This is a genomic window from Caballeronia sp. 11_S32 (assembly GCF_056930355.1).
Window position 1 is genome coordinate 609,341 of the sequence record NZ_JBXOWH010000004.1, and the last position, 20,485, is coordinate 629,825.

Sequence of the window (20,485 nt, forward strand, 5' to 3'; positions counted from 1 at the left end):
CGGCCGTGCGCACGTGGGGCGGGTTTTCGCGGGATGCGCTGGCCGCAATGTCCGCGCGACGTGGCGTTCATGGCCATGCGTTCGAGCTCGGTCCGATTTTTGCTCCAACACGCACACTGCGACCGGGCAGACTTTGCGCGCCGGCGCTGCCAAAACCGCGAGGCGTTCCGCACCGGCGCACACGCGGCATAAATAACGGTGCGTTCGGAATTCCCGCCGCGTTTTCGTGTCAATCAATGCGCGCATCAGCGCGCGCGGCGGCGAGAGGTGGAGACCGCCGCGAGAATTCCGTTTTTGGCAGTAGAAAAGAACATCATGAACGAAGTGGCAAGACTGGGGCATATGCGGATCGTGCTGATCGAAGACGATCCGGAGAGCAGGGCATCACTGCAGATGTTGCTGGAAGAAGAAGGTGCGGAAGTCATCGCCGTGGCCGATGCCGAAGACGGCGCGCAAGCGGCGATCGAACACCTTCCCGATGCGGTGATCTGCGATCTCGACCTACCCGAGATGGACGGTTTTTATCTCATCCAACGTTTGCGCGATCACGAAATACGTGGAAACCTGCCGCCTTCCGTGGCGATCGCGCTGACGGGACACGACGGCGACGAGTACCGATTACGCAGCATCGGCGAGGGTTTCCAGCATTTCATGACGAAGCCGGTTCATCCCGACGAACTCGTCACGCTGATCAAGGATGCGGCCGGCGCACGTGTGGTGACCTGAAGCGGCGCGAGGGTTTCGGGGCCGCCGCTGAAGGCGGCCCGCGGCTTACGACCTACGACCGGTCGCGGTTGCGCGCCCGCGTGGCCCCCGTGATGACGGCGATCCCCAGCAGGATCACGGCGACGATGAGGATCGTATGCTGCGCGACGTGCAGCGCGACGAGCGCCCACGACACGCCCCCGATAAGAATCAGCCAGCCGACGAGATAAATGATCAGCGTCATCGATTTCTCCTTTTACGTTGTGTGCTGGTAATGGTTGTGCGGCCTTCGTGAAAGGGGCGGATCCTTTCGGCGTCGGGGCGCGCACACATTCGCCATGCAAGCGGCATACCGCGGGCAGCATCGGCCTTGTGCCGTGCTGCCTGCTAATGAGAAATCAGTCGGAGATCGACTTTCCGGCAACCTTACGGGTCAAAACGATGCTGATGGCATGCCGGAAAGAGGCTGTCATTGCGAATGCAGCGACGTTCCCTGTGATTGTGGATCTGAAGCGCTAGCCGGGCCTTCGATGTGAGTTACGAAGAGGGTAGCGTTGCGCTGCTTTACGGTCACATGGACGACGTCCGCCGACGAGCATTTCGGGTCGGTGTAATAAAGGAATTGACGTGCGTAGGTGTCGCCAAAGTCGACGAGCCAGAACGCGCGTCCAGCCTCCAGAAATGTCCAGAACGAAGCCGGACCAGGATTCGCCGTCGGAGTATCAGGGGCGAAGCAAAACGTGGTGTCCCTTGATATGCGGACGTCTCGAATCGCAGCTTGCATTTCCCTGATTCCTGACCCGAACGGCGACGACATGAAGCTATTGCGTTGTGTCGTGCCATTCTCCAGCGAGTAGAACACGAAGCAAAAGGACAGTGCCAGCAGGGCCCAGGATCGTCTTTCGCGCGGTCGGAAAGTGCTCGCCGAAAAGTTGCTGAATAAGAGCAGCGCGAACAGGATGTACGGAACGGCCATATAGCCAAGCACCCGCTTGTCGCTCAGGAAAAAAAGCATTCCGAAAGCCGACGCAAAGGCGCCGGCCAGTGGCAGAACCAGCAAATAATTACGCCTCAGGTTGATGATGGTCAGGCCGATCATCGCGGCGAACAGCAAGCGATACGACCAACCCAGCATTCCCTCTCTGAGAAAGCCGTCGTAGTATTTCGCTCCCAGAAGAGCATGCTCGGCTGATAGGTCCACTCTGTATTTGACGGGAGCGCTATGCGAGATCGCGAGCGACCACGCCACGGTGACAACGGCAAGCACAGCAAGAAATGCAATCAACGGGAAGAAGCGCTTCACCGGCGCTTCACGATGGCGGAGACTCAGATATATGCCAACAAACACTACGGCGAAAAGCGAGAGAACATTCGAGAAAACGGCCAGCAGATAAATGATCGTTGGACCGATCATCGCTGATTTTCCCGCATTGATTTTTCTCACCATCGATAGAATGAACCAGAACGCGAACAGGTGAGCAAACGTGTGTTGCGAATTAGAAATCCATGCCGCGTGCGGAACGGTTGGCGTCATGTAGAAGTAGACGGCGGCAGCAGCGCCAGCGATGTACGGGCCGACTCCAAATTCTCGGAGCAACCAGTAAATGACTGCGCAAACTCCCGCGATGACCGCCAGATTAACGTAAAAGAAATTGCTGCTATCCGCTCCCAAGACGTGCGAAATCACGTAGAAGTAAAGGTCGCGCGTAACCGGGCGCCCGAAGTTGGTTGCGGGATCAAAAAGCGCTGAAAAATCGAGCGACGAATACTGCGGCCAGAACAGGAAATCGTCCTGAAAGAAGTACGAGCGGCTGATGATCGTCACGTACGCGGCAAGCACCAATGCGGAGATTGCCGCGCTCACATAAAAGAGCACTTTTTCAACAGGTTCGGTCTTGCAAACACTACCCAACTTCTTCTCCTTTCGTTCCGCTCAGGACGGTGCGGCCTATTATTGCTGCTCCGGTACGTCTCAGGAACCAATTTCCGAGACCGCTCGTTTTTGTGTATTCCGATTGCGATTCGGTGTTCGCAATGACCATTCGACGTAGCGATAGGACATGGTGCGAGACGCTCGTCATGATCGGAGTCGATATGGACAGCGCGCGGGCTTTTCTAAGTCGACCTCTGAGAGATAGGATTTGAGGGCGACAGCAGACGGATTGCAGGCCTCTCTATGAACCTATAGCTAAGGTCCGCCGCGATTATCGTCAATGCAACGTAGCAGACCGATGCAATGACGAAGAGTTGCGATGACGATGGATTCGTGAAGCCTGTTTCTACAAGCAATGCTTTGCGCAGCGCATAGATTACTGAAAGATGGCATAGATAGATCGAATAGGATCGCGCGCCGATCCATTGGAGCGCCATGGATAAAAATGATGGATATGTAGCTCCGTATCCCAATGCCGACAATAGTGAGACGGCGGCGCCAACGCTCACTAAGGGGATAACGAACGGCTCACGCGCTGCCACTGGCGCAACAACGACAATAGTTACTCCGGCTGCAAGAGTGATACGCTTCATCGAGGTGACACTCATTAAGCCAACCAACCTGCCGCCTCGATGACTTCTTAATGCGATGTGTATCAGGCTTCCAAGAACAAATGCCTGTGGCCGCAGGGACCAAACCCAAGAACCGTTTGGAGCAGGAAAGCATGATGCAACAACAGCACAAACCGACATTAGGCAAATCGCTATTCTTATATTGAAGAGCGTAACGGAAGCGGCAAGTAGCCCATATAGCTGCCACTCGAGGGCTAGGGACCAGAAGTGACTGTTGTAATCGTGGTGCACACATGTGAAGCCGTGCTGTGCGCACAATGTCCAATAGATGTTGGCGATTCCAATCAGACCAACGATTGCTCCTTTCAATGAATCGATCAGTCCTTGTATCGGAACATCGGAGATAACTGATGCCACGCATATAGAGACGGCCGCCCAGAACACAAACGCGGGCAACAAACGGGCTGCGCGACGCCTCCAGAAATTCGGCAATGCGATGGCGATCGGTTCACGCTTCAAATGTTCGAGAAGTGTCTTACAGACGAGATAGCCGGAGATTGCAAGAAAAAGATCGACGCCTGTCCATGGCTGGATATGGTCGAACATCCGGTAGTAGAAGAGTGGCGTCGGCAGCCGATTCCGATAGTGTTGCATCATGACCAGGATGATCGCGATCGCGCGCAAGCACTCTATGTCGGTGTTCTTGCTTTTTTCATTCGCTTTCATGTCAATCCTCGTCGGCCGTCTTTGATGCTAGCAGTAAAATTTCGTGCGATTTTACCAGCAGCCTTTGGGCGGTTTTTATTGCCCGTAGTTTGAACGGCAAGGGAAAAACTCTCGCCCTACTCCGGTGGTAGCGGCGCGAACATGCTCTCGTGGGCGGACCATGCAGCCCTCTTAGCACTCAAGGGCGGCTTCAGCGCGGGCGTCGCGCAATCGCCATAAGTTTATGGAAACGGCCTATTTGCAGATGAGAGCGGCCTTTTTCACGGAGGCGTCAACCCGGACGCGTAAGGGCTCCGCGCCACAAACGCGAAACGCGCCATGCTGACCGTCCATCAGAATTGTTGACCGTGCTGCAACGGTTGATGGATAAGGACGACAGAAAGTCGATTCCTAACTAATTGCTCAATAAACGCGCAGCACAGCACAAGGCTTTGCGAGAAGCGGTCACCGATTTAATAGGAGTGGCTTAGGCTGACTTCGGCATTTTCAGGTGAACGTGGCTCACCGGAATCTCGCGCTGTTTGACGTAGATGTGCGTCGTCTGCTCTCGGGTGTGAGCGGCGGCGACCATCAGGTCCTTGATGTCGTAGCCGGCGCGTTTCGCGTCGGTCAGCGCCTTCGCACGGATGTCCTTGATCGTGTACGGCATGTCTCCCATGCCGATGCGCTTCATTGCGCGATCCCATGCGGGGAGAAATGCCGTTGGGCTGTACGGCTCGAACTTGCGGTTGTGAATGACGTTCGCGTCGCCGATGCGCGGGCGTCCGTCGATCTCGCGGATGCGCACGAGCACGGCATCGATTTCGGGCGTGATGGCGAAATCGACGGCCGCGCCGCTGCTGTCTTCTGTCTTGCTGGGTAGGAAGTGGATGACGCCGGCAGCGCGGTCGATCTGCGACCACTTGAGCGTGCGGATCTCGGTCGAGCGCTGCGCCGTGAGGTAGCAGAGGTCGACGAAGCACTGCATCATCGCGCCCGCCGAGTTGCGCCCGACGACCGTCTTCCCATCTGCGCGCTCGTAGGTGAAGCTCGCGAGCGCCGCACGGATGGCGACGAAGTGCGCGTCCGTGATATAGACCTTCCGCCGCTTCGGCGACTTGATCTTGACGTCACGCACTGGGTTCGCCTTCGTGAAGCGCTTCTTGACGCACCAGTAGAAGAAGCCGGACAGGAACGACCGGATGTGGTGTTGCATCGTCGGCTTTCCGTCCCACAGGTCGAGAACATCGCTGATGTCGCCTGGCTCGACGTCGGCGACGTTGGCGTCACGCAGAACGTTGCGGGCGTATCGCCCGGTCTTCGACCAACTCTTCTCCGACTTGAGCTCGGGGCCCTTCTCCGCGATGTAGCGATCGATGAGCGGGCCAGCGTCGCCCACGCCGGCCGGCGCTTCATACTTCCTCCGCTCCACGACGAGTCGCTCGAGCATGGCCGATACGCACGAGCTCGCGGCATACACGCTGCGCTTTCTCGGCGACCGGGCAAAGGTCAATGACGCGCGCACGGCGACGATGCTCAAGCAGACGCGCGCGGCCGCCGCGGCAGCGGTAGAAGCAGCGAAGAAAACCGAAGTGGTAGAGCAGAAGGTAGCCGTCGCCACTGCAAGCGCTGCGGAAGCGGCGAACACGGCGAAGGCCACCGAGAAGAAACTCGACACCGCAACGCACCCGACGGCTGTCGTGCCATCGGCTCCATGGGCCGGCAGCAGACGATGACCCGATCGTTATCGACATATCGATAACGGAAACAGTTTCCCGACACGACCCGGCCGCGCGCCGGGTTTTTCTTTTCAGAGGCGCTATGAACCTCAAGCTTCGCCTGGTCGATGACGCGGCCAAGGTGCACACGTACTCGTCGACCATCATCGCGGCCGCGCTTGGCGCTATTTGCGCCGCCTCTCCTTTCATTGAAGCAAGCGGCATGGACCGGTATGCCCGACGAAGTGAAGTCGCTTCTGCCTGATAGCTGGCGACTCGCGATCGCGATTGCCGTCGGCTGTCTTGCCATCATCGCCGCGCGCTACACGACGACGGCACCGAAAACGACAACGACTGAGGCGGCCGATGGCAACGCAAGCGCAGCTGCCGAGTAAGCGGCCCGGGAAGAAGACACTCGCGGCAACGGTGGGAGCAGCTGCGGCCGCCGCGCTCGTCGCGCTCACCGCGTCGCAGGAGGGCGTCTCGCTCAAGCCATATAACGATCGCCTGGCAAACAACATCCAGACGGTCTGCTTCGGCGAGACGAACGTCGAAATGCGCGCGTACACGTTGCCCGAGTGCAAATCGATGCTCGGAGGCAGTCTCGCGGGCTATGCATCGGCCGTGCGTGACATCACACCCGGCTTCGACTCTCTGACGGACGGGCAGAAGGTCGCCGTCGTGGATCTCGCTGACAACATCGGCGTGCCGAACTACAAGGGCTCGACGCTGAGTCGACGCTACATTGCGCGGGACTTTCCCGGCGCGTGTTCGGAGTTCATCAAGTGGCGGTTCGTCGCCGGTAAGGACTGTGCGGTAGCGGCGAATCGGTGCGCTGGCATTGTGACGCGTCGCCGCCTCGAGATGAATGCCTGCATCGGAAACTGAAATGTCTCCATATCTCATCACTGGAATCATCGCGGGTGCAATCGGCATCGCGATCGGCGGCGCTGCTCTGCACACCGTCGACAGCACGAAGCTCGAGACCGAGCAGGCCGCCCACGCTCGCGACAACGAAACCAATGCTTTGAAGCTGAAGGCGGTTTCGGATGCTGCGGCGAGCGCCGCACGCGCGGCGATCTCGAAGCAAAACGAGGCGGCCGAGCAGCTTGCCGCGCTCGACACTCAGATCAATCAGGAGAGGGCCTCCCATGAAGCCGACAATGCGAAGAATTGCGCTGCTATCGCTGACGGTGCTCGCCGGCTGCGCGTCGCAGTTACCGCCTACACCCCCGCAAGCGGTGGCAACGCCACAGGTTCAAGCGCAAGCGCCAGCAGCGTGGGCGATGGTGCCGGTGGCTACGCCGAGCTATCACCAGCGTTTGGATCAGCTCTTTTCGGGATCCTCGACGATGCCGACGGCGACGCCCGCGCAAAAGCCGACTACCTCCAGCACTACGTCTGCATCCTCCAGCAGCAGGGAGTGATCGCGGGCGCCTGTAGCCTCACGACCACCGCGAAGGAGTAACAAAGACGCATTACATGCGGGCTGCTCCGAAATTGGGAAGCCAGAGCCGCTGGGCCGGGACGAGTCCAACTAAACATAGCTACGGCGAAGCCGCCTCCAAAATATATGCTCGACATTTTGCTATGCGGCAGACACCATCGTCTTACGAAGCCGCTATTTCCTTTTCTTTCAAGCTGTTACAATCATGTTCACTTATGATGGCAGCCGTGTTGTGCGGCGTTTGCGGCGATGAAAGAACCGAATAATAATTGGATTGATGGACTCGACGGGCTTCGCGCGCTTTCTGTTCTGGCTGTGTTCATAGGTCACACAGGCCTGACTGACATCAATGGCGGGTTTGTCGGTGTCGATTTGTTTTTCGTACTGAGCGGATTTCTGATCACTCGTCTTCTTACCGCAGAATACGCTCGAAACGGGAAAATCTGCTTTCGAAAGTTTTATTGGCGTCGCGCACGTCGCTTGTATCCAGCTCTGTTCGGGTTGCTCGCAGCGGTTGCTATATATACATCGTCGTTTGAGCCAGCGCTGCGCGGCTCGCTTGAGGTGTTGCCGGCGCTTTTATATGTGATGAATTGGGTGAGGGCGTTCAACACATATGACGCCGTCCTTACAGGCCACACATGGTCCCTCGCCATCGAGGAGCAGTTTTATCTGGTGTGGCCATGCCTGCTCGTCTTTCTGCTCGGCTTTGGGTATCGTCGATCCGTCATCGTCATGGGTATGCTCGCCGCGTCTATATTCGCATGGCGAGAATGGCTCACGCTTCACCATATTCCATTTGCGCGAATCTATTGTGGCTTTGACACGCACGCTGACGGCATGATGTACGGCGCAATACTCGCGTCTCTGAACCGCGAGCATGTCCGACGCATTGGCTATCTGTGGCCGATCGGTGCGGCGTATCTCGGAATTACGCTTGTCGACAAGGGCTTTATGAAATTAGCGGCAAGCCCGATTGGATTTGTTGCTACCTCAATCGCCGCCGGTGTCGTTATAGCCCGTGTCGTTTCTGCGCAGAAATCCGTACTGGCGCGCATGCTTGATGCGTGGCCGCTTGCGAAACTCGGCCGGGTCTCATACGGCTTCTATCTCTGGCACTACCCAGTCATTCACGTAATGTTGTATGGCAGCCATGATCCGATTCTCGGATTCTTCGGCGGCCTCGCATACCCGAAGCTGGCGATGATCTCTGGAACCTTCATCATTTCACTTGCATTCACGCTAGCGTCATGGTTCTTAATCGAGAGGCCCATAATGCGTCTGCGCCTTCCTTCACGGCCCCGTTCCGTGACGAAAGAGGTGACAAGCTAACGAAGCTCGTGGAGTCGTGGCTGTTGCTGTCGCGGTGACGGGGTCGACGCCGTAGCCGCTGTCAGGCGCTGAATCTAGAACGATGAGGCGTTCGCCAATAACTAGCGGCGCCGCCTATCGTGCTTGGTGCGCCGTTTGCGGCCGGCGCTAATGCATACTTAGGCCTCGCTGAAGCCGCCGCATTCGCTGATTAGCGCGACGATCGCACCGTCGCCTGCCACGGGCCGCCCGGCGCGCCCTGAATCAAATACGAGTTGTCCGGCCCAGCGGTAATCTGTGAAGGCATCGTCGGGGCATGAAACCTCGTCGCACCATTGGTTATCAAAAGTGCTAGAAGACCCAGACAGACGTACCGCGCTGCTGAGAACGGGCTTTTTACGGAAGCGATTGTCAGCGCCCACATGCACAGAATGATCGGCATGAATGTGTAGCGGGCCACGCCGTCCAGATACCAGACGACGTCCACGCTGGGCGCGTCCGTTCTCACCACGCCCAGCATCCACAGGCCAACGGCTACTGCCAGAAAAACCATGTTGGCTGCTCGCCACCGCCCAGGTACCGATAGCACGCAAAGCAACGTAACCACCGTGATGGCCAGCGCCGCATACATGAAATGGCCCATCGCAACCATGATCTGCCCGCTTATGAGCGATTCCATCACGAAATTTTTGAGGAAAGCGCTGATCCACGGATAGTGCATATATTCGCTAATCGAATGCTGAGCGTGCCGATCGTTGGCAAATTTGTACATAGCCAACTGTAGTAGCCCAGCGATGACAACGATGGCGAATGGCACAATACGTCGGAAATGATCAGCACGCGCGCGAACGAGAAACAAACCAATAAACGCTATCGGCAGGAACAGCGCGCTGAATGGGCCAGTAAGCGCCAGAAGCGCGACGACAAGGCAGCGGCCGGCAAGCTGATCGCTGTCTTCGCGGGCTACGTTGTCCAAAAGCATCGCCAAGAGCAGAGGCCCAAGCGTCCATTGAAGGTTCGTGAGGTTGAGCCAGCTTTCTCCCGTGTGAGGCAGCAGCACGGGGGCAAGCGCGATTGCGAAGGAAGCCGCCCGAGGCAAGTATCGAACTGCGACTAGATACAAATAGGAACAGGCGACCCCGGTCAGAAATGCGCAAGACCAAGCGAACGCGACCGGGATATTTGGAACGTCGCCTAGCAACCCGCGGTACACAAAGACGACTAGCCTTGGAATAACGTGAAGGTATCCGGCATATGGCAGGAAGATCGCGTGGGCGCCGATTTGGTATCCCTGTCTGATAAAGACGGTCACGTCTTCCGCCCAGAGGTAGCCTCCCAGTAACCTTTCCGGCATTCGAAAGAGCAATACAAGAACTGCAACGAAGAACGCTAGACCGGCGTCACGACGCACCGAAAGATCCGCAGGTTTATGTTCCTCGACCGCGTTGCATCGGGTTGCACTTAAGTTTTTGTCCATTACAGCGAAAAAGTCGAAGTTCGGGGTTACGAGAAGCGGAGCAGTGTATACGAACAACGCGAGAAGTTGCGGCGTAAGCCATCGCGTATTGCGAAAAACCAGCGCCTTGCGGTCAGACCACTTCTAACGCGGGCTCCATGCACAGCCTCCGCTGCAGTAACGGTTCGACGCATTTGGCCGTTAGCAACATGCGGTACTTTGTTGCGGTGGCGCGTTCTGATCCGCGCCGCTCACGCGTACATAGAACGCGCACCGTCCGTCGGCATCGGCGTTGACTTACTTTCTCTCTGCCGCCGGATGAAGCTTCTGATCCGTCGTGGCGTGTGCCGGGCGACAGCTGCCGCGGCGCGTCGTCTATCGTGCCGACGCGCCGGATCTCGGCGAGCACGAGTGCGTCGGCCTTCCAAAAGGCGGAGTGTCGATCGCGAGGTTATCGAAGCGTAACCCGCGCAACTTCCAATCGTGCTCTTCCATCAGGGCGGCGATCTGCAAAAGATGCAGGCGGACGTGCTGAATTTTATGAATCAATCGTCGCACCGTCGCGAGCTCGCGCGGCCGCTGCACCCAAAACGCACGCAACTCGCCGAAGGACGGCGGTCGGGCGTGAGCGGTTTCACGATGGCTCGGCCGCATCGGCCCAGTCGGGCCGCCCATACTTGTCGTCATACTCGTTGACGATGCAATCGCAATCGCAATCGCAATCGCAATCGCAATCGCCGACGTCCATCGTCCGGCGTGTCGCCGACAGCCGGCTGAAACTCATCTCGCTCAAGTCGGCGCGCGCAGACCGGGCACCACATTCGCCGTCATTGTAATTTTCTCTTCGCTTGCGACTCCGCATCGTCGGCGCCGATCGCTCGCACCCACAACACACATCCGTTCCCAGGCATCTCGCCACGCCGCTCACGAGGGACTTGCCCAGAAAAAGCCCGCCGTGCGGACGGGCGACGTAACAGCAGGGGCGGTCGCCATGCATCACGACCGGAAATCAGTATGGAAAACGCTTGCGAAATTGCAAGTTGAGATTAGCCCGTCAAGTGGGCGTCCGAACCGTGACCTTCGAATTCATGCGCGCCGATCGCGCGTACCCAGAACGCGCATCCATTCTCCGGCATGGCCGTCACTTGCTGATGGCCGCCGCGCACGCATAGCGCGAGATTCCCATTCGCCACATCGCCGCCCCAGTGCTCGCACCGGCGGCAGTTGTGCGCTCCTTCCTCGATCTGGAACAAGTCCCATCGTTGCATCCGTGATACTGTATGTTTGGACAGTATATGCAGAGATGCGCATCGCGGCGCGGAAAATATTAGGAGTCGGCCTCTCGGGATATTAGGAGCGGCCTTTTTCCGTTCGTCCGCACCCTTGCTGCATAAGGCATCCGAGCCAAAAACATGAGAGTCGCCATGCTGACCGTCCATCACCTCAACAACTCCCGCTCCCAGCGCGTGCTGTGGATGCTCGAGGAACTCGGCATCGACTACGAGCTGAAGCACTATCAGCGCGACCCACGCACGATGCTCGCTCCGCCCGAGTTGCGCGCGGTGCATCCGCTCGGCAAGTCGCCGGTCATCACCGATGGCGCGCTGACCCTCGCGGAGTCGGGCGCGATCATCGAATATCTCGTCGACCGCTACGGCGAAGGGCGCTTCGCGCCGCCGCCGGGCGCTTCGCCGGCGCGCGTGCGCTACAACTACTGGATGCATTACGCGGAAGGATCCGCAATGCCGCCGCTCTTGCTGAAGCTCGTCGCGCGGCGCCTGGAAAGCGCGAAGATGCCGTTCTTCGCAAAGCCGATCGCGCGGCGCATCGCGCAGACGATGCAAAGCAGCTTCATCGATCCGCAACTGCGGCTGCACTTCGGCTATATCGATGCCGAGCTCGCGAAGTCGCCGTGGTTCGCGGGCGACACGTTCAGCGCCGCCGACGTGCAGATGAGCTTTCCGCTCGAAACCGGCAGCCATCGCGCGGGCGCGAAATCCTTGCCGCATATCCGCGCGTTTCTCGAGCGCATCCATGCGCGGCCCGCTTACCAGCGCGCGCTGGAGCGCGGCGGACGGTACGACTACGCCACCTAGCCGTTCGGCCGACTGCGGGCAAGCCGGGCGCGTTGCGTACAATGAGTCGCACGCAACCACTGGCGAAAGGCGACGCATGGCCCGAATCGTTCCCGACGACTGGAAGAACCTCGAAGCGACCGGCGCCGCGGCGCGCGAACTCGAGACGCTCGCGCTCCTCGAAAAGCTGCCCGACGACTACACGGTCTATCACGGCGTGCACTGGACGCGCATCAACGAAGGCTTCTCCGTGTTCGGCGAAGCGGACTTCGTCGTGGTCGCGCCGTCGGGCCGCGTGCTGATGATCGAGATGAAGGCCGGGTTTCTGCGCGAAACGGGCGCGGGGCTCGTGAAGGTGTATCTGCAAAAGGAGCGCAACGTCGCCATCCAGCTCGCGCACACGCTGGAGAATCTGCATCGGCGCTTCACGGCGGCGTTCGGCGCGGGCACGTACCGGATCGAGGAACTGCTGTATTGCCCCGACTACACGGTGAAGAATGCCGCGATCGCCGGCGTCTCGCCCGCGCGCATCGTCGACGCGAGCCGCAAGTCGCAGCTCGCGCGCGTCGTGCTCGACATCCTGCCGCCCGATGAGCCGCGCTTCGAATCGGCGGCGCGCATCCATCACTTTCTTGCGGATGAACTCTCGCTCACGCCCGATACCAACGCGCTCGTCGGCGCGGCGAACACGCTCGTCACGCGTCTGTCGGGCGGACTCGCGGCCTGGGCGCGCCGGCTCGAATTCGCGCCGTTCCGCCTGCGCGTGATCGCGACCGCCGGCGCGGGCAAGACGCAACTCGCCGTGCGCGTGATGCGCGACGCACTGGCTCAAGGCAAGAGCGTGCTCTACGTGTGCTTCAACCGGCCGCTCGCCGATCATATCCGCGCGATTGCGCCGAAAGAGGCGAAGATCGCGAACTATCATCAACTGAGCGCGGCCGTCGCGCGCGATGCGGGCAGCCCGCCCGATTTCAGCCAGCCCAACGTCTTCACGACGCTCGAAGAGCGCTTCGCCGCGGTGCCCGTGCCCGAGCACTGGAAGACCGATGTGCTGATCGTCGACGAAGGCCAGGATTTTCAGGCCGCGTGGGTCGACGCGCTCGAACGCCTGCTGAACCCCGGTGGCGCGTGGTGGTGGCTCGAAGACCCGATGCAGAACCTCTATCTGCGCGAGCCGGTGCCGCTGCCGGGATGGACCATCCTGCGCGAAACGACGAACTATCGCAGCCCGCGCGATCTGCTCGGCTTCATTCGCAAGATCGTCGGGCCCGAGGTGCGGCTCGACGCGGGCAGCCCGTTCGACGGCTCCGACGTCAGCATCTCGACCTACGACGACGGGCATCCCGACGAAATCATCGAGGCGACCAAGCGCGCGATCACGCACGCGCTGTCGCTCGGCTTTCGCAAGCAGGACATCGCGTTGCTGTCGTTCCGGGGCCGCGAGGGCTCGGCGCTCACCGCGGTCGATCAGCTTGGACCGCACCGGCTGCGCGCCTTCACCGGCACCTACGATCTCTTCGGCAACCCCGAGTATCGCGAGGGCGATGTGCTGCTCGAATCGATCTATCGCTTCAAGGGGCAGTCGGCGCCGTGCGTCGTCCTCACGGAAGTCGATTTCGACGCGCTCGACGAGCAGGCCGCCCGCAAGATCTTCGTAGGCGCGACACGGGCGACGATGAAGCTGATCGTGGTCGCATCCGGACGCGCGGCCCGGGCCATCGAGGCGCGGCAGTAGCGGATGGCTGTCACGAGTACCGAACCGTCGCTGCGCGCGCACGCCGCGCGCCCCCTGCGCCGCCTCTGGTATGCGGCGCTGATCGCGCTCGCGGTGGCGCCGCCGATCGGCGCGGTCGGCTACATGCTGTATTCGGGGCTGCTGGCGCGCGAGACGCACAGGCTCGTCGTGCCCTATGACGTCTACTGGGATGCCGCCCAGCTTCAGATAGCCTACGAGCGTTTTCAGAATCAGGTGCTGCTCTACCGCAACGGCATCGACGAGGACGCCGATGCCGTGCGTGCGAGCTACCGCCTGCTGCGCGCCCGGCTCACGCAGGTGTCGGAATCTTCAGGGCTTTCGCACGGCAACGAAGCGCTCCTGAACCGGCAGCGCGAAATCATGCGGCAACTGCAGACCGCGCTCGATTCCCTCCAGTTCCACGTCGAGCAGCTACAGGGCGAGCGCCAGCACACACTGCGCGTGATCGGCGTGCTGCGCCAGAACGCGCCGGCCGTAGCCGAACTGGCGAGCGGGCGGCGGCTCATGGATGTCGCCGAGCGCGAGGCGATCGTGCGGGACTTCGAGGCAAAGCGCCGCTATCTGATCTACGGCGGTATTCTGCTCGGGCTGCTCTCCGCGGCGGCGACCGCCTTGCTGCTGTTGAACGGCTACCGGCGCACGCGGCTCATCGAGCAGCAGCGGGCCGCGCTCGCGGCCGAGCATCAGGCGACGCGCGTGGCGCGCGAGGCGGGCGTCGCGAAAGACACCTTCCTCGGCATGATCAGCCATGAATTGCGCACGCCGCTGCACGCGATCGTCTCTTCGGTCGAGCTGCTCGGCCTGAACACACGGGGCGAAGCGGACCGCCGGATCATGCAGCGTCTCGAAACCGGCGCGCGTCATCTGGAAGCGCAGATGCGCGATCTGACCGACTACGCGCGTCTCGGCGCGGGCAAGCTCGAACTGCGCATGGCCGTGTTCGATCCGCGGGAGCTGCTGGAATCCATCGTCGATGCGAACGCGCCCGCCGCGTGCGGAAAGGGGCTGGAATTGCGCGGCGACTACGCGGGCGAGCCCGGTCCGATCGAGTCCGATCCGCATCGCGTGCGGCAGATCGTGACGAATCTCGTGACCAACGCGATCAAGTACACCGAAGCCGGTTCCATCGACGTGCATTTCGCCCGCACCGAAAAGCGCCTCGACATTTCGGTGATCGACACCGGCCCGGGCATTTCGCGCGAGCAATTGCCGCTCATCTTTCAGGAATTCACCCAGCTCGATTCGTCGAGCACGCGGCGTTTCGATGGTGCGGGCATGGGTCTCGCGGTCGTGCGCGGGCTCGTCGATCTGCTCGGAGGGAGGATCGAGGTGTCGAGCGAAGTGGGACAGGGCGCGGCGTTTCGCGTGAGCCTGCCGGCGGTTGCAGCGGCGCGGGTGCCCGAGCGCGGCGAGCAGGAAGCCAGCGCACCGGACCTGCGCAAATCGCGGGTGCTCGTGATCGACGACCACGAGTCGATCCGCGATTCGCTGAGCGAGATGCTCACGCACCTGGGCTATTCCGCCGTCGCCTTGCCAGATGTCGATAGCGCGCTCGCGTGGCTGCGCGCCAACGACGCCGACGTGATCCTCGCCGACCTGCACATGCCCGGCAAGGACGGCTACTCGTTCGCGAACGAGTACCGCGCGCGCAGTGCGCCGGGGGCGAGCGTGCCGATCATCGCGGTGAGCGCGTATGCGCCCGAGCTGGTTGATCCGAGCGCGGTGGTTTTGTTCTTCGACTACCTGCTGAAGCCGGTGCGCTACGAGGTGCTGAAAGGCGCCGTGCACCGCGCGGTGACGGCGCGCCGGCGTGTGACATGACGAACGGCCCAGCGCCGGCGGCTAGCTGCGCATCAGCCGTTTCGAAAGATCCGCGACGAGTATGCCGAGCCGCGCCGGCTTCTCGAAACACGCCACGTTGTAGTCGCGGATGACCTGGCTGATCTCCGATTCGCTCGCCTTGCCCGTGGTGAGTTCGCCCGTGAGAACGAAGACCGGCGCGTCCGGATTGTCCGACTCGCGCACCGCGCGGATCGCGTCCGCCGAGGTATGCATGCCGAACAGCCAGTCGATCACGACGGCATCGAAAACCTGCGTCTGCAGCGCTTCGCGAAACGCGTCGAGACCGTAGAAGGCCATCGCCGCAAAACCGGTGGCTTCGAGATAGTCGTGCAGGTTGTCGGCGGAGGCGTGATCGTCGTCGACCACGGCGATGATCGGCTTGTCGGTGTCGGGGCGGCGCGGCTGGATCTCGATCTTGTGGACGTCGCTGGCTTCCTGCAGCAGCACGCCCTCATGCTTGGTGACGATCCAGCGGTTGTTGAGCTTCTGCGCGATGAAATCCGGCCGGCTGCCCGCCTCGAGCGCGTTGCCCACCCACGCCATGCAAGGAATCTCCACCGAGCCGAGCTTGAGCACGGCGTCGTGCGCGGTGCCTTCGGTTTCGTCGGGGCGCGTGTTGATCGAATCGAAGAGCTGGAGCGCGGGCTCGTCGAAGGCATCGGCCACGCGGCGGATCTGTGCGAGCGTCCACGGACTGTTGCCGCGCAGCTTGCGATGGCCCTGCGAAAAACTCAGGTCGAGAATGCGGCACAGCTCGGCGGTCTGCTGCCGCTTGCCGATGCCGTGTCGGCTCATGAGTTCGCGCACGCGTTCCGCGACGGCGAGTGATTCCGAAGATGACGTTTCAGTGACCATTCAGCCAGTGGGATGCGTAAGAGTGGAACTGCGGAAGGCGCGGCCCGGCGCGGGCCGGGCGGCCCATGCGCAGTGGTTTCGATATTGTAAATGGCGCAGCCCGGCGCACTCAAAATGCACCGCTGATATCAGCGCAAAGCCTTGATGTCATTGTCGAAATGCGCCGGGCGGCCGTTCGCCGGCGCGCGCGGAGCTCACATGTTGTCGATCACGGCGTCGACCAGATCGCGCGGCGTGCGGAAGGTGCCCGGCGCGGCGGCGAGCGCGTTGAGCCGGTTGTCGATCAGCAGCGACGCGAGCCCGTGCACGTGCGCCCAGGCCGATGCCATCGCGATGGTCTGCTCCTGCGTCATCGTGCCGAATGCGCTCTTGCTGCCCGGCGCGATGTCGGGCACGGAATCGAACACGTCGGCGAGTCCGGCCGCCGACATGCGCCGCGCTTCGACGAGCGAAGGCCGATCCGTGTCGAGCAGCTCGTTGCGCGACATCAGCCGGAAGAGGTCGGGATTCGCGGTTGCGAAGTCGATGTAGCCGTGCGCGATCGCCCGGCCGCGTTCGGCGCCGGGCTTCACGCCGGCGGCGCGCTTTTTCATCGATTGCGCGAGCCGCCGGTGTCCGCTTGCCGCGAGCTCGGCCAGCACGCCCGCCGTGTCGCCGAAATGGTGTTGGGGAGCCGTGTGCGACACGCCCGCCTCACGCGCGATGGCGCGCAGCGTGAGTCCGCGCAGCCCGTCGCGGCGCAGCACGGCTTCGGCAGCATGTAACAGCGCCTCCGGAAGCGAGCCGTGATGATAGGGATGAGGCGCGGCCTCCGCCGCTTTCGCGGGGCGGCCGCGTTTTTTTGCTGCCGTGTCGTTCTGCATAGGAATGGAGACTCGCTGGTCGATCAATCTTTACAATGGAAAATTATGTTGACGCAAAAGCGCTTGAAAGTCAAAATCTTTCCATCGTAAAGATTAACGGCGCGAAGCGCCTCATCGATCACAGGAGAACGTCATGTCCTTCCAAGATATCTTGCTGGGTACGCCCACGTGGGTTTGGATCCTGCTCGCCGTGCTGGTCTCGCGCGGCATGAAGGCGATGAAGAGCGGCACCGCGCCGCTTTCGAAGCTCGGCGTCGTGCCGGCCATCTTCGCGGGCTGGGGCCTTCTGCATGTGCTGTCCGATCCGGCGACCGGCTGGGACACGGCGCTGATGTGGGTCGCGGGCGGCGCGCTGGGCATCGGAGTCGGCGCAACGATCGCGAAGAAGAGCGGCCTGACGGTGGATCGCATTGCCCGAACGGTCACGCTGCCGGGCTCGGCGGTGCCGCTCGCGCTGATTCTTTTGACCTTCGCGATGAAATTCTGGATCGGCTTCGAACTCGCGACGGCGACGCATATCGGCGTGGATTCGACCTTCATCGTGCTGAATGGCCTTGTCTCCGGCATTGTGGCGGGGATCTTCGCCGGGCGCTTCCTGATCTACTGGCTGGCGCTGCGGCCGACGGTGGCACCCGTTCTGGAGCGCGTGTAACCGTGGAAGTGGCCGTGAAGCCGTTGCCAGGTTTCACGGCCACGGAAGTTACTGCGGCTGAATGTCGGCAGCTTGGAAGCCCTTCGGTCCCTGTCGCACTTCGAACGACACGCGCTGGTTTTCCTGCAAGGACTTGAAGCCGTCGGCGCGGATCTCCGAAAAATGCGCGAACAGGTCCGGCGCGCCGTCATCGGGTTTGATGAAGCCAAAGCCCTTTGGATCGTTGAACCATTTCACAGTGCCAGTTGCCATCGTTTCCTTTTCTTCTGCAGCGTTGGGCGAGGATTGTCTTCGCGTAGGTGGATCGGTTAGACAATGCGGGCGCGTCAAGCCAGCGCTGAAACGCGTTCGCGCGCGGGCGGCTGCGCGGCGGGAATTTCGTCGAGCAGCATCGAAAGCTCGTCTTGCGATTCGCGTCGGCCAAACTCGCGCAATGTCGCGAGGAGCGTCCGCCACGGCGCCGGCCAGCGGGTTTCTCGCACGCAGCGGCCATTGGCGTCGGTGATGCGCAGCAGGGTGGTGTCGGGATGGTAAGTCAGGGTGACGGGCATTCCGTCGAGTACGCAGGTCGCCGTGCAGGCTTTCGGAGTGAACATGCTTTGATTGGTCGAGTGATCGTCTGATTAAATGGCCGAAGCTTTAAGCAACCACTGTGCCTGATGGCTGATCCGTTCCGCGTTCCGCGCCCTCGTGGACGTTGGCACGAAGGAAAGTTCGCGATTGTTGAACGGAGTATTGTCTTTTTTCGCGACAATTGGCGTCTTTATGCGCGATACACTGCGATGCATCATTGATGGAGGTCGCCGTGCTGGTCGCTGTTCTTCTACTTTGCCCGATTGGGGTCGCCGCGCTTTTTGGCTTCGCGCTTGTCGCAGACAGGCATTTCAAAGACTCGCTTTCCGTTCCCGATGGCCGTTTCACAAGGGCGAAAGCGCCGCACATGACACGCAGGAACACGTTCGACGAGCCATCGTCGTGAGCGCGCGCCGGATCGAAATTTCTTAACGTTTATCGAGAAATTTTAATTTTTCGCGCGATTTTCGCGCTTACCTCGAAAAAACCTAATTTCCTGATGCCGCCGCGTGGTTCGTGAACGCGTCGCGCACGACTTCCTCGATGCGATCGAGCACCGGACGAGGAATGTGCTGATACTGCTTTCGGCGATGCACCGACAGCACGCCCTTGTTAGACTGCACCATGCGGATGAGGGCCGACAAGTCCTTGCGCGGCAGATCGAATTCGTCGTTCAGGCGCGCGAACGCGGCGTCGTAGCCCTGCAGCCAGGCGATCTCGCGAGGAATTTCCTCGCGCACGGCCTCCTTGATCATCGCGTGGAGAAACGCCACCTCCCGGTCGGCGTTGAAGAAGCGATACGCGCGGCTCGAAGGCGCGCTCAGCACGAGCGGCTCGGTATCGACGCGCCGGTAGTTCCACAGCCGCGTCACCGGACGGGAAAAGGCCGTCAGCACGGCGTGATACGCCGGAATATTGCGCTCCATCACCGCCGAGACCGGGATCACGGTATCCGCCGCGAGCAGCCCCGAGCGCGCGAGCACATGCTGGATGAGAAAGCGATGCAGGCGGCCGTTGCCGTCGAAGAACGGATGCAGATAGACGAAGCCGAAAGCGGCGCACGCGGCCTTCACGAGCACGTCCGGGCAACGTTTCGGATCGTTCATGAAGTGTTCCCAGTCGGTCATCACGCGCCGCAGTTCACCAATCGGCACGGGAAAGAAGTCGACGCGTCCTGCCGCGTCTTCCAGCCAGTTCTGCTTGGTCCGGTACGACGCTTCCTGGCTGTAGACATCGCGCACGATCACGTTCTGCAGCTGCACGAGCCATTCTTCGTCGACGATCGCCTGCTCGCCCGCGCGCCGCAGAAGCTGAACGAAGCGCTCCTGCTTGTCCGAGCTGGGCGTCTCCGATTCGATCGCGTAGCTGCCCCGCGTTTCCGACAGATACAGGAACGCGAGCGCACGCCGATACAACTCCGGGTCCTGCATCGCATCGAGCGTGTTTTGCGCTTCGAGAAGCAGGTCGGCCAGGGGCGGATCGTCGGGGATGGCCGAGCGATGCACGGTCGGACAGAACCCCGGTGTGCCGAGCGCGTTGTTGCGCACGCGATAACGCGGCGCGCGCGCCGGCTGCGGCGCCGTGTAGTAGACGTCGGCCGGAAAGAGGTCGACATAGCCGCCCCTGACGCTCACGCCCGCATCCAGCTCCTTGCCCGTCAGCCATTCCCAGAGAAAGCATGCGCGGCGAATCTGCTCGCCGGTCGGCGTCTCGCGCAAACGGGCGATGAGTTCGCCGGGTTCCATGTGCTCGAACGCGGCATCGATGACTTCGAGATTCACGCCTTCGTGACGCAGCGCGAACTCCAGATGCCCGACGGGCGTATCGTCGAAGGCGACGCTGTTCGGAAAGAGAATCTGGCTCTCGCCGTCGATGCGCCGGTTCACCGACGAACTGGCGTACGCGAGCCGCTGCGGCGGCGTCACGCGCAGTTCGCCGATGGCAATGAGACGGGCATAACCGATCGGCGTCATCGAGATTTCTTAACGGTTATCGAGAAATCGTAACTTTACGCCGATTTCT

General features: G+C 61.0%; 22 protein-coding genes. 10 read left to right on the forward strand and 12 right to left on the reverse strand.

Features of this window, described 5'->3' with window-relative positions; genetic code table 11:
* Positions 1–315 precede the first annotated feature (315 nt).
* Entirely contained in the window at positions 316–726 is a 411-nt protein-coding gene (locus tag AC1Z32_RS28840) for a response regulator (RefSeq protein WP_483482245.1), read from the forward strand.
* 52 nt (positions 727–778) lie between these two features.
* On the opposite strand, the gene AC1Z32_RS28845 is transcribed toward AC1Z32_RS28840, so the two are convergent.
* The 4 genes from AC1Z32_RS28845 to AC1Z32_RS28860 all read right to left on the reverse strand — a co-directional run bounded on the left by AC1Z32_RS28845 (position 779) and on the right by AC1Z32_RS28860 (position 5,365).
* Positions 779–949, reverse strand: a complete 171-nt coding sequence (locus tag AC1Z32_RS28845; RefSeq protein WP_483482246.1) for a hypothetical protein — start codon at positions 947–949, stop codon at positions 779–781.
* Between the two features lie 225 nt (positions 950–1,174).
* On the reverse strand, positions 1,175–2,617 hold the full coding sequence (locus AC1Z32_RS28850; RefSeq protein ID WP_483482247.1) for a hypothetical protein: 1,443 nt from the start codon (positions 2,615–2,617) through the stop codon (positions 1,175–1,177).
* A gap of 203 nt (positions 2,618–2,820) precedes the next feature.
* Positions 2,821–3,936, reverse strand: coding sequence for an acyltransferase family protein (locus AC1Z32_RS28855; RefSeq protein ID WP_483482248.1), 1,116 nt, complete (start codon positions 3,934–3,936; stop codon positions 2,821–2,823).
* A gap of 466 nt (positions 3,937–4,402) precedes the next feature.
* Positions 4,403–5,365, reverse strand: a complete 963-nt coding sequence (locus tag AC1Z32_RS28860; protein ID WP_483482249.1) for a tyrosine-type recombinase/integrase — start codon at positions 5,363–5,365, stop codon at positions 4,403–4,405.
* Here AC1Z32_RS28860 and AC1Z32_RS28865 point away from each other — a divergent pair.
* From AC1Z32_RS28865 to AC1Z32_RS28885, 5 genes are all read left to right on the forward strand, one after another.
* Complete coding sequence (locus AC1Z32_RS28865) at positions 5,364–5,651, forward strand: hypothetical protein (RefSeq protein WP_483482250.1); 288 nt, start codon at positions 5,364–5,366, stop codon at positions 5,649–5,651. The genes AC1Z32_RS28860 and AC1Z32_RS28865 overlap by 2 nt on opposite strands.
* 85 nt (positions 5,652–5,736) lie before the next feature.
* A complete protein-coding gene (locus AC1Z32_RS28870) occupies positions 5,737–5,898 on the forward strand; it encodes a hypothetical protein (protein ID WP_483482251.1) in 162 nt (53 codons plus the stop codon).
* A gap of 101 nt (positions 5,899–5,999) precedes the next feature.
* Positions 6,000–6,521, forward strand: a complete 522-nt coding sequence (locus tag AC1Z32_RS28875) for a glycoside hydrolase family protein (protein ID WP_483482252.1) — start codon at positions 6,000–6,002, stop codon at positions 6,519–6,521.
* 1 nt (position 6,522) lies between these two features.
* Positions 6,523–7,101, forward strand: coding sequence for a lysis system i-spanin subunit Rz (locus AC1Z32_RS28880; RefSeq protein ID WP_483482253.1), 579 nt, complete (start codon positions 6,523–6,525; stop codon positions 7,099–7,101).
* Between the two features lie 228 nt (positions 7,102–7,329).
* Positions 7,330–8,412, forward strand: a complete 1,083-nt coding sequence (locus AC1Z32_RS28885) for an acyltransferase family protein (RefSeq protein ID WP_483482254.1) — start codon at positions 7,330–7,332, stop codon at positions 8,410–8,412.
* Positions 8,413–8,602: 190 nt separating this feature from the next.
* Here AC1Z32_RS28885 and AC1Z32_RS28890 read toward each other — a convergent pair whose 3' ends face one another.
* The 3 genes from AC1Z32_RS28890 to AC1Z32_RS28900 all read right to left on the reverse strand — a co-directional run bounded on the left by AC1Z32_RS28890 (position 8,603) and on the right by AC1Z32_RS28900 (position 11,115).
* Positions 8,603–9,868, reverse strand: a complete 1,266-nt coding sequence (locus AC1Z32_RS28890) for a hypothetical protein (protein WP_483482255.1) — start codon at positions 9,866–9,868, stop codon at positions 8,603–8,605.
* A 613-nt stretch (positions 9,869–10,481) separates the two neighbouring features.
* Positions 10,482–10,631 (reverse strand): hypothetical protein, encoded by a 150-nt coding sequence (locus AC1Z32_RS28895; RefSeq protein WP_483482256.1) that lies wholly within the window; start codon positions 10,629–10,631, stop codon positions 10,482–10,484.
* 262 nt (positions 10,632–10,893) lie between these two features.
* The gene (locus AC1Z32_RS28900) at positions 10,894–11,115 is read right to left on the reverse strand and encodes a hypothetical protein (protein WP_483482257.1); all 222 of its coding nucleotides are present in this window, start codon (positions 11,113–11,115) and stop codon (positions 10,894–10,896) included.
* A 156-nt stretch (positions 11,116–11,271) separates the two neighbouring features.
* On the opposite strand from AC1Z32_RS28900, the gene AC1Z32_RS28905 reads away from it, so the two are divergent.
* From AC1Z32_RS28905 to AC1Z32_RS28915, 3 genes are all read left to right on the forward strand, one after another.
* The gene (locus AC1Z32_RS28905; RefSeq protein ID WP_483483339.1) at positions 11,272–11,943 is read left to right on the forward strand and encodes a glutathione S-transferase family protein; all 672 of its coding nucleotides are present in this window, start codon (positions 11,272–11,274) and stop codon (positions 11,941–11,943) included.
* A gap of 76 nt (positions 11,944–12,019) precedes the next feature.
* Entirely contained in the window at positions 12,020–13,657 is a 1,638-nt protein-coding gene (locus AC1Z32_RS28910) for an ATP-binding domain-containing protein (protein WP_483482258.1), read from the forward strand.
* A gap of 3 nt (positions 13,658–13,660) precedes the next feature.
* On the forward strand, positions 13,661–15,499 hold the full coding sequence (locus AC1Z32_RS28915; protein ID WP_483482259.1) for an ATP-binding response regulator: 1,839 nt from the start codon (positions 13,661–13,663) through the stop codon (positions 15,497–15,499).
* A gap of 21 nt (positions 15,500–15,520) precedes the next feature.
* On the opposite strand, the gene AC1Z32_RS28920 is transcribed toward AC1Z32_RS28915, so the two are convergent.
* Both AC1Z32_RS28920 and AC1Z32_RS28925 read right to left on the reverse strand, forming a co-directional pair.
* Complete coding sequence (locus tag AC1Z32_RS28920; protein ID WP_483482260.1) at positions 15,521–16,375, reverse strand: helix-turn-helix domain-containing protein; 855 nt, start codon at positions 16,373–16,375, stop codon at positions 15,521–15,523.
* A gap of 194 nt (positions 16,376–16,569) precedes the next feature.
* Positions 16,570–17,238, reverse strand: coding sequence for a TetR/AcrR family transcriptional regulator (locus tag AC1Z32_RS28925; RefSeq protein WP_483482261.1), 669 nt, complete (start codon positions 17,236–17,238; stop codon positions 16,570–16,572).
* Positions 17,239–17,371: 133 nt separating this feature from the next.
* Between AC1Z32_RS28925 and AC1Z32_RS28930 the strand changes: the two genes are divergently transcribed.
* Positions 17,372–17,890 (forward strand): DUF6622 family protein, encoded by a 519-nt coding sequence (locus AC1Z32_RS28930; protein ID WP_483482262.1) that lies wholly within the window; start codon positions 17,372–17,374, stop codon positions 17,888–17,890.
* Positions 17,891–17,938: 48 nt separating this feature from the next.
* On the opposite strand, the gene AC1Z32_RS28935 is transcribed toward AC1Z32_RS28930, so the two are convergent.
* The 3 genes from AC1Z32_RS28935 to AC1Z32_RS28945 all read right to left on the reverse strand — a co-directional run bounded on the left by AC1Z32_RS28935 (position 17,939) and on the right by AC1Z32_RS28945 (position 20,436).
* A complete protein-coding gene (locus AC1Z32_RS28935) occupies positions 17,939–18,142 on the reverse strand; it encodes a cold-shock protein (protein WP_483482263.1) in 204 nt (67 codons plus the stop codon).
* Between the two features lie 74 nt (positions 18,143–18,216).
* Positions 18,217–18,486 (reverse strand): hypothetical protein, encoded by a 270-nt coding sequence (locus AC1Z32_RS28940; protein ID WP_483482264.1) that lies wholly within the window; start codon positions 18,484–18,486, stop codon positions 18,217–18,219.
* A 465-nt stretch (positions 18,487–18,951) separates the two neighbouring features.
* Positions 18,952–20,436, reverse strand: a complete 1,485-nt coding sequence (locus AC1Z32_RS28945; protein WP_483482265.1) for a Fic family protein — start codon at positions 20,434–20,436, stop codon at positions 18,952–18,954.
* Positions 20,437–20,485: the final 49 nt, after the last annotated feature.